Here is a 15,342-nt window from a genome sequence, read left to right as displayed (position 1 = left end):
TTTAGTTTGCTCTGTAATACAAGTGCTATAGTTAATCCACCGATTTGAATAAAAAAGGTATGAACTATCCTATTGATTTAAAAGAACTTGCCTATCGGGAAAGTGAACAGGTGGAATGGAAAGAAAATGTAGCAGATATTAATGATGTTATCCAAACTGCGGTGGCTTTTGCTAATGACTACTCAAATCTGGGGGGTGGATATATTGTTTGTGGTGCGAAAGAAGTAAAAGATGAACACGGCTTTCAAAAAATGCTTCTTCCAGGGATGACTTCTCAAAGGTTAAAAGAAGTTGAGGGCAAAGTATTAAACGCTTGTCGAGACTATGTAGATCCGCCCATTGTTCCCCATACTGTTCAACTTCCCGCAGAAACAGAGGATAAAAGAGTATTAGTTTTCATCATTCCGGCTACTGATCATGCCCACTCTTTCAGACAACAATCTACTACGACTTACTATATTCGGATTGGTAGTAATACTTGTGAAGCTCGTAATGGTTTATTGAGGGAACTGCTAGTAAAAAAAGGCAAATTACCACCTTGGGATAGAAGAATTAATCTTAATGCAACCGTAAACGATCTTGATTTAATCGTTCTACGAGAGTACCTTCAACGGATGTCTTTATGGGATGGAAAGAGAGATATTGATGAATATTTATCACCTGATTTTAAATTAGCGGCATTAGCCCCTTCTTTATGTCAAAAAGAACCTTTAACAAATGTTCTTAGACCCCGCAATTTTGCCTTATTACTGTTTGGACGTGAACCCACAAGATTTTTCCCCGGTGCAGTCTCAATTTTTTCGATATATCCTGGTAAAGACAGAGGCGAAACCCATGCAGAAAGGATCGAACTTGAGGGAACTATTGTAGAACAAGCAAACAAACTGATTGAGCGTTTAAATGCAGAGGCTTATATTGTTTTTGATAAAACTAGCACGACGATGCCAAACCTGGCAAAATATCCCAGTCGAGCATTACAAGAAGCTGTTGTCAATGCACTAGCCCATAGAGATTATGAATCTGATCAACCCACTAGAATTACTATATTTTCAGATCGTGTAGAAATCAATTCACCGGGTACGTTACCATCTGCTATAGATAGAATAAAATTTGTTGAGGGTCGCGAATCTCCATTTTGGCGGAATCAAGGTCTCGCCTACTTTTTTATTAAACTGCAACTTGCTCAAACAGAAGGTCAGGGAATTCCCACCATCCTACGAACCATGAAAGCAGAGGGGTGTCCGGCTCCGATTTTTGAGATTGGCAGTGAAAATTTAGTGTGTATATTAGGAGCCCATCCCAGACATGAGGCAATTCGTGAATTAAGATCGGCTGAAAATGATACTGTTGTTGGTAATTATAGTGCTGCCCTTGAAAAAGTTGAAAAGCTTTTGAATAATGATCCTTATAACTTTAGAAGTTTAGAGCTTTACTGTGAAATTAATAATTTAATGCGAACGCCTCAACGAGTGGCAGAGTTTATTTTTAATTCAAAAATAGACTTATTCCGTCTCAATGCTGCAACCCAATTAGTAATGGCAGAAACCCTGACATCAATTAATAATCCAAATAAATCGACAAGGGATATTATTAATCAACTGCTTGATTTGGTTGGGCGGTGACGATTTTTTTATCCCTCCTCTGGGTTGTCCTTAACGACGATTAACCCAAACTGTTTCAAGGACTAATCCATCCTTTTACCTCCGTATCCGTTAAAGGTTTTTCCATCTTCATACTTTCACTACGAGCCGCATTTAATAAATGTTTCATCGTCACAGCCTCATTAGAATCCGCCGCCAAAAAAGCAGCATTCATCGCAATATTACGAATATTCCCCCCTGATACACTCAGTTTAGCTAATTTATTCACATCCACCCCTTCCAATGGCATTTCCTTGGGAAAAATCCGCCGCCAAATTTCAGCCCGTTGGGTCACATCGGGAAACGGAAACTGCACCACAAACCGAATTCTTCGCAAAAATGCACTATCTAACGCCCCCTTTAAATTCGTAGTTAAAATTGCTAAACCTCCATAAGCTTCCATCCGTTGTAATAAATAACTAACCTCAATATTTGCATGGCGGTCATGGGAATCTTTCACATCAGAACGTTTTCCAAATAAAGCATCCGCTTCATCAAAAAGTAAAATCGCTCCACCCGTTTCCGCCGCATCAAAAACCCGTCGCAAATTCTTCTCCGTTTCCCCAATATATTTACTCACCACTGAACTCAGATCAATCCGATATAAATCTAAATTTAACTCCTGAGCCATCACTTCCGCCGCCGTAGTTTTTCCCGTCCCACTAGGGCCAGCAAATAAAGCACTAATTCCTAAACCCCGTCCGCCTTTTTTAGCAAACCCCCAACCTTCATAAACTTTAACGCGCTGGCGAACATGGGCAATCACTGCTTTCAGAGTTTGTGACTGCATTTCAGGTAATACCAAATCCTCCCAACTGGCACTCGGTTCAATTCGTTGGGCTAAATCTTCCATCCGAGGACGAGCTTGGGCGCGACAAGCCTCCCATAAAGTATTATTTAGCTGATCATAATCCTCACTTAGCCCCATTTGTCCGAGGGTACTGGCACAAGCCGCAGCAATGGCGGGGGCATTCAGGTTAAATTGTCCGACTAAGTGTTCTATAATCTCCGGCAACTCCTCGCGTTCCATCACCAGCGCCTCCTCCCATAATAGGTATTGTTCTGAGTTGGTAGGTTTGCTAACTTCAAAATTCACTAAGGGGCGCTGTCTCTGACTAATCCGATCTCGTGTAGTTATAATCAGAGGACTGTTAATTTGTTCAATGATATGGGCGACAACATTTCCGTCCCGATCTGAACCGTCTACTTCGTCGCAGTTTAAGACTAATGCACTATTACACAAAACCGCTTCCCGATCCCATAACCGCAGCAGTTGAGACAGTTCGTTTCTGTTGCTGGGTAAGTGATCGGCACTGAGTAAATGGGCATCCAGTCCTAATATTTTGCAGGCGGATAGGGCGATCGCCCGTTTGCTACTGGTATCTTCTCCACAGAGTTGCACGGCGGGTACAATGTCATTTCCGGCACTCTGAGACAGGGTTTCTGCTAACTGTTCGGCTAACTGTTGGTGAGAGGGGACTAATTGATTTTCTTCTTTTAATGGCTCTATTATCCCCATCAGTCTCTCATCTAAGTGCTGTACTCCCACCAAATAATGCAGGATGCGCTCGTCAATGCGGAGGGGACTCTGGGTGAGTGCCGATCCACTACCGATCTCAATTAATCGCCAGTGTCGTAGGGGAGCCGTAGGGGTGAGGGCGTTCCAATGGGGGTTATCCAGGCTACTAAGGGCTAAACTGAAGGTGGGATAAAGTTTTTGCGAGTCCCCTTGAGCCTGGGCGCACAAGCTGGCAAAACTGGCGTCTAATTCCATACCTGCACAGATCATTAGTAAGTCTCGTTCAAAGGTGGACAAGCCAAAGATACGGCAGATCTGTTGTAGAGATGAATTATCCGATAGTTCGGAAGTGGCTATTGGCCTTGGAGTTTGACCGTCTTGACTGGCTTTCCATTCCAGCACCTGTCGCACTTGGGTCAGTGCCACCATCAGGGATTCTTGGTTCGCTTTTTGCCAGTTTTGCACAGAAACAGCGTTCATTTTCAGTAAAAAATTGTAGTAAGTCCTTTAGGACTCTTAACTCGTAGTAAGTCCTTTAGGACTCTTTGCCATATATTGTATATAGGCCCTAAAGAAGCCCTGAAGGGCTTACTACTAGGGGATGGTGATCGTTGGACTAATATACTGATCAAAGGTGGGACTATGGCGATCGCTATCAATTTGACAGAGACTTTCTGCACCATCTACTTGAATTCTCACTAAATAGTTGCTATTTTTAATAGCTTTAAGTGAGAAGACAATCCGAGCAGTATTATTATTCCGAGGCTGGGCGTTAAAAATGTAAGAGGCAGGCTGTAGGCTGGTCTGTTCATTTAAAATCAGAATCACTCGCTGATCTTGACCGATCCTCACATCTGTCACCACTTCTACCTCAGCATCACGAGGCTCGTCGTCTGTTCCTGACCCATCCAACAGATTCACCTCCTTGATACCAGGTCGCAACACAAACGGAGCCACATTGGACTCAACCCGCTCTTGCATGGGGCCATTAGTGCTTCCCCTCTCCAACCTTTGACCGTGAATTACCTGTAACGCCTGAACCCCGGGTCGGAGTGCCTCTGGTGGCACTAAGGTTAAAGCTAAGGTAATTTCCTGATCTTGCACCGTACCCGGCGCCACTTCCACACCCCCAATTCTAATCGAGGCATTGGCATTAGCAAGCATTTTACCTCGAATTAATAAGGTACTATGGCTGAAAATCGGTTGATATCTACCTTCGGTTGACATGACAAAATCAACCGTCGGTTGTTTGCTAAATGTCCAGGCGTTTAGGCTGCGATCGCGGATTGGCAGTGCTACCATTGCAGGTTCCTCACCATCTAACACCACAACTGTAATTTTATAGATCACAGATAAAACATAAGGGGTTTGAAAAAAGACCGACCAAACCTTCGATAATTCATCCGTTGAAACCGGAACAAATTCCGCTCGGATCATCTCAATTTGTTCCGATAAATCAGAATTTGCTAAAAAAGGATAACTGGGATCATTCACCGTTTCTCGAATCATTTGAGAGGATAAAACCGCTCGATCTTCCAGGGTTCGGATTGCACTTCCTAATAAGCGCTGAGGCTCTAATTCGATCTCATTTCCATAACAACTTAACAGATAGTATAAATCTATAGGTAATTGATTCCGCTTTGTTAATTCTCCCTTCCTTTGACGGGGTGGCATATCTGCATTCCCTAAAGAGGTATTGCGCTTCAAATGGTAGAGGTAAATGCTAATTCCTGTTTCTGGAGTTCCCCCGGTATTTTCTGGGCGGCTTGTTGTCACCCTTGCCCCCTCCACATCCATCTGCACAGATTGTTGTAACATCCTCTGCAATGTTGCCGTCACCGTGGCAATACCTAAATAATTACTCATACTTTAATTGGTTTTAAACAAGACCCAGATGTAACGACCGAACAATCGCTCGACTACGACTATCTACATCTAATTTTTCAAATATGGTTGTTAAGTGGGCTTTGACTGTTGCTACGGTAATATAAAGGGAACTAGCTATTTCTTGATTTCGGTATCCCTCCACCAACAATTTTAAGACTTCCCGTTCTCTATGTGTTAAATTATAGGGATTAGAGCTATTTAATTCCCTCGGTTGATTAGATGATTTATTGGGTTGAGTGGCTGTTAATTTACCTTGATTTATCTGAAAAGCTCGAAAGAATCTGGCTGCAACTTCTGGACATAAATAAACTTGATTATTCAGAGCCGAGGTAATAGCAATAGGGAGTTGCGTCGGTAAATTTTCCTTCAACATATATCCCCAAGCTCCAGCTTGCATCGTCTCAAAAATACTATTTTCTTCCCCTACAGAAGACAACACTAAAATTTTGCTATCATTCTGATTTTGTTCTGATTTCTGACTTAAACTTCTGATCATTTCAGTACCCTGATCAGGTGTCTTAAATAAATCCCAATCTAGGAAAATTAAACCGGGTTTATATTGGTCAGCCATACTCAGTACAGGTTGAATTGAACTCGTGTTACCAACTAGCTTAATTTGCCATGACGAACTCAAGTTATAAACCTTAAGTAATACCTGCAAACTCTTGCAAAAAGGCAATTCACTGGCTACAAGCATAACTGCAATTGTTTCCGGTAAAATGCTCTTAGGTATCTGCCTAGAAACACTTGCTGGCCTTTGATTGGAAGTGTGATTAAGTTGATTTACCCGCATATCAAGTCCAATTAAAACTAATATAGTTTGATGTCCCAGAAGGCAGCTTGTGTAATTAACGCTATTTTTTAATATAACATCCATCTTCAGATATAAATTTAATTTTTGCGATTCAATCCTCAGTACATTTGTTTAGAAATCTAACAAATTAATAAGAAAAATAAAGTAATGTTAAATATATCTTGACCAATGGCCGACAATACCCAACATCCAGATAACCTTATTCAAAAAGCCCAAAAATTTCGACCAAAGTCTATAACCCCTGGGGTCTATTTCACCTTAATCTAGGCACATTAACGTGCGCGGTGGTATTGCTCCCCATAGTAAATAGTAATCAGGACAAACCCCATCTTGGCTGCACAGCAAATTGTTGAGCAGCACTCCCAAGCTAAATATTGATATAAGGAAAAGAAATATGGCAAGACTTGACTATTTTGCTCCAGGTGTGTATGTAGAAGAAGTTGATAGAGGAAGTCGTCCAATAGCAGGAGTCCCCACCGCGATCGCCGGATTTCTCGGATTTACCGAAGATGTGCGCGGTGGTGCCGAAATGTTCAAACCCATGTTAGTCAACACTTGGAGCCAATACCTCCAGTATTTTGCCCGCCCCAATTCCGACGGCTTCACCGACTTCAACGCCTACCTGCCCTTTTCAGTGTACGGCTGGTTTTTAAACGGTGGCGGCCGTTGTTGGGTCACCAGTATCGGCACCAGATTACCAGGTTCTGCCGCCCCAGCACCAACGGAATTAGGCACAGAGGTGATGAACCGCGCCAAACGTCCCGCCCTGCGGTTTTCCCTCAGCGATCCCGGAATTGCCTCAACCCAGAACATTAACAGTGCTTTGGTATCACCTAGCGAGAGAACCATCCGGGTTAGAATTACCGAAGGACAACCCAAAGCCCCAGCACCCGCCCTACCCCCAACCTCCTCAGCAGAGGCAGGTACAGAGGCAACCACAGAGGCAGCTACAGAGGCAAGGGCAATAACTTCTATACCCGCAAACACAGGGGAATACTTCACCGTTATCATCACCCAAGGTGGCGAGGAACTGGAACGCTACGAACACCTGACCATGAACGCCCAGGCCGATGTCGCCGTAGCAGATTATGTGTTCAATGCCCTGCAAGAGTCCAGCTACATTCGGATCACAGACATTTCCCTCACAGGTAGCCCCCTAGCAAAACGCCCCAATAATGGCTTCTATGAAGTCAGTCCCCCGCCTCTCGACGTTCAGCCCGAACTATTCAGTCAATATGTCGAAGGTGGAAGGGATGATCGCACAGGGGTACGGGGTCTATTTGAAATTGACGACGTGACCATTGTTGCCTGTCCCGACTTAATGCGCGTGTACGAAGCCGGATTGATGAATCTCGATCAGCTTCATGGGATCATGGATATGATGCTCAGTCTCAGTGAAGGTGCGACGGCCGGTGATATCCCCAACCCACCCAACCGGATGGTAATTCTCGATACTCCTCCTGATCGGGTTAAACCCCAAGATGTGGCCCGTTGGCTCACCGAAGATTTTAACCGTCGTTCTCAATTTGCGGCCCTCTACTATCCTTGGATCAGAGTTCCCAACCCCCGGAATGCCGGACGTCCGATTTCCATTCCGCCCTGTGGATATGTTGCAGGCGTCTGGTCACGGGTAGATGAAACCAGAGGCGTCCATAAGGCTCCCGCCAATGAAGTCCCCCGTGGTCTGGTCGGTTTGAGTTATGACTGTAACTTCCGTGAACAGGAATTATTAAACCCCTTGGGAATTAACTGTGTCCGTAGTTTCCCCAACCGTGGTCTACGGATTTGGGGGGCCCGTACCCTGGTGGAAGCGGATAATATTCAATGGCGTTATATTAACGTCCGTCGCTTGATGAGCTACATTGAGAAATCCATTGAACAGGGAACCCAGTGGGTCGTTTTTGAACCCAACGATGAAGACCTCTGGCAACGGGTTAAACGCACTCTCGGTAATTTCCTCGACTCCCTCTGGCGCGAAGGTGCCCTAGTGGGCGGTAGTCCGGCTCAAGCCTACTATGTCAAGTGTGACGAAGAAATTAATACCCCACAAACGATGCTCCTAGGTCGTTTGTATGTTGAAGTCGGCGTAGCCCCCGTCCGTCCTGCTGAATTTGTGATCTTCCGCATGAGTCAGATCACTGGTGATGAAAACGAAGAAGAAGGCGGCGAATTCAGTTAAATACAAGCCCGGTTTGGGGTTTAGGGTTTCAGGTATTAAGGTTAATCAACAGCATTACTGCATAGTAATTATTTTCCCCCATTCCCCATTCCCCATTACCCATTACCCATTCCCCATTCCCCATTCCTAATTTCCCCACTAAAAACTTACAAAAGGAATAAAAACATGGTCGGAGTTGTTACTACTGTTGCCTCTCGATTTTACGTTGAGTTTGACGGAATTACTCAGGCTCAAATCAAAAGTATGGCTCAAATTTCCTATGAAGGTAAAGTTACAGGAAATGCCAAACCCATAGGTTCATCAAAAGGCGGAATTCATGACCGACAAACCACCTCCGGCGGTTACGATTCTAACCCCGCCATGACCGTTGAAGTTTACCTGTGCGATTCCCCCCAAGGTGCCAGCGCCCAAATGTACAAATGGTTTCAAAAATGCTTACCCGTTAGTGAGGGCGGTAACGGTGACTGGTCAAATAACCGTAAAAGTGGCTCAGTTGTTGTTTATGACCCCAACGGTCGGGAAATCCTCCGATGGAATTTAGAACGCGCTTGGCCGAAAAAATACTCCATTGCCGATGCGGACGTCACAGGTCAAGATCTAGCAGTAGAAACCTATGAACTGGTGGCTGAACGAATTAATAAAGTCAAATCCGTCAGTGGTGCCGCCGTTACTTATGGTGGTCGATGACATATAATCAACTACGAATTACGAATTACGAATTACGAGACAATTAGCTAACTCCTAATTTATTAATCCATTAACTCCTAATTCATTAATTCGTAATTGATAATTCGTAATTCGTAATTGACAACATACCCCCCGATAAATCGGCGGACATGAGCGACACTAAGTTAAAACAAAATCAATCTAACTATTGACCAGGAGGAATATTTAAAATGACAGCAGCAACTCAGAGAAGCCTAATGGAATACCTGACAGTTTCTCGCTTTTACTTAGAAATTAATAATAATACAAGGTTACTGATTTCCAAAGCTAGTGGACTTTCAATTACAATTGATCCGGCTTCTGAAGGTAAGCCCATCGGAACCCGTAAGGGCTTGGCTACGGATACACAAACCACCCCGGCTACCGTCAGTTATCAAAATATTACCCTGGAGTTTGTAACAGCAATTGACAACGATATTCTCTTGCAATGGTATGTGGATTCACACCCGCAAGCAATGGGAAAAGGCGGTCGGCAAACCATGGCTCGGCGTTATGAAGCTTCCCTGGTTTTCTACAAACAAGATGGTTCAGAAGGCGCCCGATGGAATATTAAAGATGCCATTCCCGCTAAATACAAAACTACTCAAGTCAAAGCTGACAGTGCCGATATTTTTAAAGAAACCATTGAGGTTGCCCACGCCGGGATGATTCGGGTTCCTGTTGGGGGAAGCAAGCTTTAAGAAGGTGTTGAGGGTTGGCGGGTAATGGGTAATGGGTAATGGGTAAAGATATTCTCTATTGCTATTACCTATTGCCCATTCCCTGTCTTTCTCCCATTGCCTATTGCCTATTCCCTGTCTTTCTCCTATTGCCTATTGCCTATTGCCTATTCCCTATTTGGTATGCAAATTAATCAAGACCAATTAAAACAAAATTTATCAGAGATTCTTACCATTGCTCGCTTTTATGTTGAGTTAAAACTAAATGGAAGTAGCGATCCTGTTGATGCTTATTTTATGGAATGCAAAGGGTTTAAATATACCCAAAGTTTAATAGAATTAGCTGAAGTTTTTCCCCAACCTTGGGGGAAAGCTAAACGGGGACGAGTCCTCAGAACAAAAATGCCGGGAAATGAAAAAGTTAATAATATTAATTTGCGTCGCGGTCTAAGTGCATCAACTACCCTATGGAAGTGGATTGAAAATGTGCAAGCAGGTCAATGGGCAACTCAAAGTTATGATGGTTCCTTAGTCATCTATCGCCAAAGTAGTGAAGAAGGTGCTCGGTTTAATTTTAAAGGTGCTTGGCCTGTTTCCTACACCGTTGCTGATAACATTGTTTCTGGTTCAGATCTCGCTTTTGAGGAACTAGAATTAGCAGTAGAAAGCTTTCAGCGAGTTCCTACCCTTCCTAAATCCTTGTCATGATCCAAACTGAATTTGAGTTTACCCTACCCAAAGGATACCTAGATGAACAAGGCGACTGTCACCGTCAAGGTGTAATGCGACTATCCCGGGCTATTGATGAAATTGTTCCCATGCGTGATCCTAGAGTTAAATCAAATCCAGCCTATGCTACTGTAATTATTCTCTCTCGTGTTATTACTCAGTTAGGCACTTTAGAAGAAATTTCACCCATGGTAATTGAAAATCTATTTGCCTCCGATTTAAGCTATTTACAAAAGTTTTATCGCTACATCAATGACTTAGAGGAAGACCAACCCGACTCTCCCACCCCATCCCCAGTTTATGATCAACCCTGAATTAACGATGTTTGATGGAAAACCAATCTCCAATCACCTTTAGTTTTTCCCTACCCGTCGGGTTACTAGACAACCAAGACAGACGACACCGGGACGGGGAAATGCGTCTAGCCACAGGTAAAGATGAATTGTACCAGACCGACCCCCGCAGCTTGGAAAATCCAGCCTATGGGACTCTGATCCTACTTTCGCGGGTTATTGTCCAGTTAGGGGAATTATCCCCCGTCACCCCAGAAGATTTAGAAGCACTGTTTCTCACGGACTGGCAATATTTACAGGAAGTTTACAACGCCATTAACCCCCCAGAATCAACAATTTCTACCACGGGGGAGTTATAGGCTACCCCCAAGAGGAGTTATATCGGGAGGTAGCCTTTATTGCATTTCACTTTCACTGGTCACGGGAAGAAATTCTGAATTTAGATCATCGAGAACGACAACGTTGGGTTCAGGAAATTGCCTATTTAGTTAATACAGATTAATGTTATGGCAGGGAACAGGGAACAGGGAACAGGGAACAGGGAGGAAAAGACTTTCTCAAAAGTGCATTATTTCCGGTTCCAAATAAGCCGCATCAATCCATTGTTGCATGGCTGGAAGTGACCAAATCATTTCAACATAAGCTTGTTCAACTTCTCCTAACTTGACATCATAAGTAACAAATCGAGAAATAACCGGGGCAAACATCGCATCTGCAATCGTAAAATTTCCGAATAAAAATTCACCATGAGAGCCATATTTTTCTCGACATTCCCGCCAAATTGCCGTGATCCGATCAATATCATTTTGTACATCCGGTTTCATACCTTCTCTGGGGTAACGAGTCCGACAATTCATCGGCATTTGTTGCCTTAAATTGATAAATCCGGCGTGCATTTCATAACTTATACAACGCGCATAAGTCCGGGCTTCTAAGTTTTGCGGCCATAAATCATGAATAAAATTTTCAGCAATATATTCACAAATGGCTAAGGATTCCCAAACCGTTAAATCTCCATCTAATAATACCGGAACTTTCCCCGATGGAGAATAGCGCCGGATTTGTTTGTAGGTGTTGGGATTGCCTAAATCAATCAAAATTTCAGAAAAATTAATTCCGGCTTGCTTCAGAAGAAACCAAGGACGCAATGACCAAGAAGAATAATTTTTACTGCCAATCACCAGAGTTAACTGTCCCATAATCTGGTAAATAAAAGTTAGGGTAATTATTGTCGTTTCAACAGATACCGAATTTTCGGCGAACTGCACTGTTGACACTCTCATGTCTCAAGACACTGAGATTCTAACTTCAACCTGGACACTTGCTCGACCAGACTTTCATCAAGAGGAGTAGAGGTTTCCAGTCCATTAGCGTTACTTTGGGGATGCCCTCCCCTAGCTTGTTTACCAAGATTTAGAATATTAATTGCAGCATTTGTATCTCTATGCAACTCAAATCCACAACTACAAACATGGGTGCGAGTTGATAGAGATTTTTTCACTATTACCCCACAATTAGAACATTTCTGTGAAGTGTAATGGGGTGCAACCGGAATTGCTAATTTATCAAATTTAGACGCAAAATATTCTATCCATAGCCGAAATAAATACCAACTTGCGTCGCTAATTGATTTAGCCAAACAATGGTTTTTAACTAGGTTTTTAACAATTAAATCTTCATAGACCACTAAGTCGTTAGACTTGCATACGTTACGCGCAATTCTCTTTGCGTGTTCATTCCGTTGTCTACTTACTTTTAAATGTTTTTTGGCGTAAACTTTTCTGGCTTTCCGTCTACCGGATGAACCTTTAACTTTCTTATAGATTTGTTTCTGAGATTGCTTAATTGATTGTTCAGCTTTTCTCAAAAACTTAGGATTAACTTCTTGATATCCATTGGAGTCTGTGTAAAACGACTCAATACCAACATCAAGTCCTATTTCCTTTCCGGTTTTGGGTTGAATATCGGTGACATTAATATTCAGACAAAATTGTGCGTAATATCCATCGGCACGACGAATTAAACGCACCCGTTTTATGTCCTTAATATTGTAGGTTTGGATATCCCATTTACCCAATAATTTGAGTTTACCCCCCCCAAACCCCCCCGTGCACGGGGGGGCTAGGGGGGGGCCGTTTTTATCCGTTAAGGTAATTTGTCTTTTGGTTGGGTGTAATTTCCATCCCGATGTTTTATATTCAACGGAACGGCAATCTTTTTGGAATTTGGGATATCCTTTTTTGCCGGAAATGTTTTTCTTACAATTGTCGTAAAAACGACTAATGGCAGACCATCCTCGCTCGGCTGCGGATTGGACGGCCATTGAATTTAGGTCGGCAACAAAGGGGAATTGATTTCTGAGAGTTGTAGAATATTTGTTTAGTGCAAATCTATCAATCTTTAATTCTCTTGAATTATCCATCCAATATCTAATTGCTTTATTGCGAATGAATTGGGTGGTGCGAATTGCTTCATCAATCGCTTTATATTGATTGGGTTTGCCTTGGCACTTATATTCCAAAACTATCATAGAAATCTCCTTTTTTCGACCTACCTTATGTTAACATAAATTGGAGAAATATTCACGGGAAATAAATTCCCCTGGGTCGCTTTTCATCTCAGGTCTGAAGACACTGAGTTTTCAAGCTCCCAGACTTATGTTATAAATCCTAAATCCTATCATTCCTCATTCCTATGATCACCGTAGCACTGCCTAAAGGCGCTTTATTCATAGATACAATTCGACTTCTGCAAGCCGTTGGACTTGATTTTAGTGCTTTTTTAGATCCCAGCAATCGACAACTGCAAATTTATGATCCCACCCAAACGGCCAAGGCATTATTAGTGCGGGCGCAAGATGTCCCGGTTTATGTGGAATATGGTCAAGCCCAGTTAGGTATTGTTGGTTATGATGTCCTGCGAGAGAAAAAGCCTCAAGTAGCTTCACTGGTTGATCTCAAGTTTGGAAAATGCCGGATGTCGGTTGCGGTTAAACAATCAAGTCCCTATCAAATTCCGGTAGAATTACCACCCCATAGTCGGGTCGCTTCCAAATTTGTCCACTGTGCCAGCGAGTATTTTGAGAGTTTGGATTTACCTGTAGAAATTATACCTCTCTACGGCTCCGTTGAATTGGGGCCGATTACGGGAATGTCTGAAGCTATTGTGGATTTAGTCTCTACGGGTAAAACATTACAGCAAAATGGATTAACGGAAATTGAGGTGTTATTTGAAAGTACGGCCTACTTAATTGCCCATCCCTTAAGTTATCGTTTAAATACGGGCGGACTGAAAGATTTAATTACTCAAATCCAAGCACAATTAATGGTTAAAGCATAATCTTTTTGGATTTAACTATCTAAATGATGATAGGGGTTTAGTCGTTGTTTCTTGAGAATTTGCCCTCAGCATTTGCTCAAAAACCTGGGCTTCTACGGGACGACTAAACCAATATCCCTGTAAACAATTGCAACCATGATCTCGCAAAAATTCTTGTTCGGCTTTAGTTTCTACTCCTTCTACAATCACTCTCATTTTAATTTAAACTTGCTATAGATCCTAATCTCTTTGATTCAAAGAATGATAACTTTCGCCTAAATCTTCATCTTCTAACTCAAAATTAGTATCGGAATAAAGTTCCAAGCGTTGAAGATTTCGTTCCCGTAACTGATGTAAATTTCTGCTATTTCCGGGTAAACGATTGGCTGATCGGCGTTGCGATTCAGAAGTAGCAGGTTTGCGAGTAAAAGTTTTCCAAGCCACTCGAATTCCCGTAAAAATACCGCCCGTGGTAGATTGCAATTTTCTTGCTTGCAGTCTAGCACTATCTAAGCCTTGATCGACTTGTTTGACCACTTGACCCACACTTTGTACCCCCTCGCTGACATCCTCAGTGAGTTCGGTAATTTCCAACCCCGTTAACCGAATTGATTCCAAAGTGGGAGGAAATTCCCGCGCCAGAGTATCTGCCAATTTTTCCACACTCCGAGCCGCCCTTGCAATAGCTTGCAAAGCAGGTAAAGCCGCAATCACAACAGCAGTAAGGCTGACTGCAACAAAAAACAGTGACAGTCCAAGCCAAAATAAAGGTTCAGTCACTGGATTTCCATTAACAACAAAATATTTTCGTCCGTCCCCATTAGTATAGCGATTTTCAGGAAAAATCTCCGATCCCTAGCGTTCTCCTGTGGTTTTTGAGGACTCAGAGATAGGTTTTTGGGCTTCAGGATTATAGAAGGTTTGTTGTTGTTGACTCGCTTCTAATCCAGCCGAAATCGCCTCTTTGAGACGAATCAAGGTTTCATCCCAATTGCGTAATGCAGATTCCGAAAGTCGATTAGCCTGCACTTGAACATTAGTAGATAGATCTTCTGCGAGTTCCGGTAAAGCCTCGGCCGATTTTTTAACTAACTGTCTGGTTTCTTTCCCCGAACGAGGGGCCACCAATAAACCGACTACCGTACCGACCACCGACCCCAAAACCAAACCCCCTAAAAACCGTCCTAACCGTTGATTTGACATATTGAATCGCAGTACCAATTCCATCTATTTTAACAATTTTGTTCCTAGAGATTTGATTTTCTGGGTTTTCCTCCTTTTGGCCAGACCCTAACGGCCAAGGAAATTAACCCCAGAGCTTGTTCGAGTTGTTGTTGTTGTACCTGAAGTTGATGATATTTTTGTCGGAGTTTAGTAGTTCCCTGTTGTCCAGAATTAATAAACTTGGGGGCTTTCTCCAAAACAAAACGGGTGCGTTGTTCCATCAGGATTAACTTTTTTTCTAAACGATTAATTGTTAATGTCAACATCCAGATTTTTCTCGCTAAATATAAACACAGCAGAGAAATTAAAATATTAATGACAATAACGATAATAACCATTTTTCTAGGGATTATT

The 15,342-nt window shown here is 42.7% G+C and carries 18 protein-coding genes; 9 read left to right on the top strand and 9 right to left on the bottom strand.

Translation table 11 applies throughout. From position 1 onward, the window contains the following. The first annotated feature begins 59 nt into the window (after positions 1–59). Positions 60–1,622, top strand: a complete 1,563-nt coding sequence (locus tag NMG86_RS02645; protein ID WP_026796949.1) for an RNA/DNA-binding domain-containing protein — start codon at positions 60–62, stop codon at positions 1,620–1,622. 55 nt (positions 1,623–1,677) lie between these two features. On the opposite strand, the gene NMG86_RS02640 is transcribed toward NMG86_RS02645, so the two are convergent. From NMG86_RS02640 to NMG86_RS02630, 3 genes are all read right to left on the bottom strand, one after another. After that, complete coding sequence (locus tag NMG86_RS02640) at positions 1,678–3,639, bottom strand: ATP-binding protein (RefSeq protein ID WP_026796948.1); 1,962 nt, start codon at positions 3,637–3,639, stop codon at positions 1,678–1,680. 114 nt (positions 3,640–3,753) lie between these two features. Continuing rightward, complete coding sequence (locus tag NMG86_RS02635) at positions 3,754–5,025, bottom strand: Pvc16 family protein (RefSeq protein WP_026796947.1); 1,272 nt, start codon at positions 5,023–5,025, stop codon at positions 3,754–3,756. A gap of 13 nt (positions 5,026–5,038) precedes the next feature. Further along, positions 5,039–5,743 (bottom strand): LuxR C-terminal-related transcriptional regulator, encoded by a 705-nt coding sequence (locus NMG86_RS02630; protein ID WP_043939422.1) that lies wholly within the window; start codon positions 5,741–5,743, stop codon positions 5,039–5,041. Between the two features lie 511 nt (positions 5,744–6,254). On the opposite strand from NMG86_RS02630, the gene NMG86_RS02625 reads away from it, so the two are divergent. From NMG86_RS02625 to NMG86_RS02595, 7 genes are all read left to right on the top strand, one after another. Beyond that, complete coding sequence (locus NMG86_RS02625) at positions 6,255–8,039, top strand: phage tail sheath family protein (protein WP_026796945.1); 1,785 nt, start codon at positions 6,255–6,257, stop codon at positions 8,037–8,039. Between the two features lie 165 nt (positions 8,040–8,204). Next, positions 8,205–8,726 carry a phage tail protein gene (locus NMG86_RS02620; protein ID WP_026796944.1) on the top strand — a complete coding sequence of 174 codons (522 nt, stop codon included), beginning with the start codon at positions 8,205–8,207 and terminating at the stop codon, positions 8,724–8,726. Positions 8,727–8,935: 209 nt separating this feature from the next. Then, positions 8,936–9,445 (top strand): phage tail protein, encoded by a 510-nt coding sequence (locus tag NMG86_RS02615; RefSeq protein ID WP_026794888.1) that lies wholly within the window; start codon positions 8,936–8,938, stop codon positions 9,443–9,445. 162 nt (positions 9,446–9,607) lie between these two features. Next, positions 9,608–10,132, top strand: a complete 525-nt coding sequence (locus NMG86_RS02610; protein WP_042155423.1) for a phage tail protein — start codon at positions 9,608–9,610, stop codon at positions 10,130–10,132. Then, positions 10,129–10,467: a hypothetical protein gene (locus NMG86_RS02605; protein WP_026788542.1), complete on the top strand. Its 339-nt coding sequence runs from the start codon at positions 10,129–10,131 to the stop codon at positions 10,465–10,467. The genes NMG86_RS02610 and NMG86_RS02605 overlap by 4 nt, the downstream gene beginning before the upstream one ends. 14 nt (positions 10,468–10,481) lie before the next feature. Continuing rightward, positions 10,482–10,805 (top strand): hypothetical protein, encoded by a 324-nt coding sequence (locus NMG86_RS02600; RefSeq protein ID WP_026788541.1) that lies wholly within the window; start codon positions 10,482–10,484, stop codon positions 10,803–10,805. After that, on the top strand, positions 10,775–10,948 hold the full coding sequence (locus tag NMG86_RS02595; protein WP_306439077.1) for a DUF6760 family protein: 174 nt from the start codon (positions 10,775–10,777) through the stop codon (positions 10,946–10,948). Before NMG86_RS02600 ends, NMG86_RS02595 begins: the two co-directional genes overlap by 31 nt. A 55-nt stretch (positions 10,949–11,003) precedes the next feature. Here the strand turns inward: NMG86_RS02595 and NMG86_RS02590 are convergent, their stop codons facing one another. Then, positions 11,004–11,723, bottom strand: coding sequence for a glutathione S-transferase family protein (locus NMG86_RS02590; protein WP_238558170.1), 720 nt, complete (start codon positions 11,721–11,723; stop codon positions 11,004–11,006). 2 nt (positions 11,724–11,725) lie between these two features. Next, positions 11,726–12,976 carry an RNA-guided endonuclease InsQ/TnpB family protein gene (locus NMG86_RS02585; RefSeq protein WP_199918604.1) on the bottom strand — a complete coding sequence of 417 codons (1,251 nt, stop codon included), beginning with the start codon at positions 12,974–12,976 and terminating at the stop codon, positions 11,726–11,728. A 164-nt stretch (positions 12,977–13,140) separates the two neighbouring features. Between NMG86_RS02585 and hisG the strand changes: the two genes are divergently transcribed. Beyond that, the gene (gene hisG, locus NMG86_RS02580; RefSeq protein WP_026796942.1) at positions 13,141–13,785 is read left to right on the top strand and encodes an ATP phosphoribosyltransferase; all 645 of its coding nucleotides are present in this window, start codon (positions 13,141–13,143) and stop codon (positions 13,783–13,785) included. A gap of 15 nt (positions 13,786–13,800) precedes the next feature. Here the strand turns inward: hisG and NMG86_RS02575 are convergent, their stop codons facing one another. The 4 genes from NMG86_RS02575 to NMG86_RS02560 all read right to left on the bottom strand — a co-directional run bounded on the left by NMG86_RS02575 (position 13,801) and on the right by NMG86_RS02560 (position 15,326). Then, positions 13,801–13,980, bottom strand: coding sequence for an EAL domain-containing protein (locus tag NMG86_RS02575; RefSeq protein ID WP_026788538.1), 180 nt, complete (start codon positions 13,978–13,980; stop codon positions 13,801–13,803). Positions 13,981–14,004: 24 nt separating this feature from the next. Continuing rightward, positions 14,005–14,544, bottom strand: coding sequence for a DUF948 domain-containing protein (locus NMG86_RS02570; protein ID WP_043938888.1), 540 nt, complete (start codon positions 14,542–14,544; stop codon positions 14,005–14,007). 75 nt (positions 14,545–14,619) lie between these two features. Then, the gene (locus tag NMG86_RS02565) at positions 14,620–14,967 is read right to left on the bottom strand and encodes a YtxH domain-containing protein (RefSeq protein WP_026794890.1); all 348 of its coding nucleotides are present in this window, start codon (positions 14,965–14,967) and stop codon (positions 14,620–14,622) included. A 44-nt stretch (positions 14,968–15,011) separates the two neighbouring features. Then, the gene (locus NMG86_RS02560) at positions 15,012–15,326 is read right to left on the bottom strand and encodes a hypothetical protein (RefSeq protein ID WP_026788536.1); all 315 of its coding nucleotides are present in this window, start codon (positions 15,324–15,326) and stop codon (positions 15,012–15,014) included. Between the last annotated feature and the right edge of the window lie 16 nt (positions 15,327–15,342).

This window comes from Planktothrix rubescens CCAP 1459/22, assembly GCA_904830895.1.
Taxonomy (GTDB): domain Bacteria; phylum Cyanobacteriota; class Cyanobacteriia; order Cyanobacteriales; family Microcoleaceae; genus Planktothrix; species Planktothrix agardhii.
This window is presented reverse-complemented; position numbering and strand designations above follow the sequence as displayed.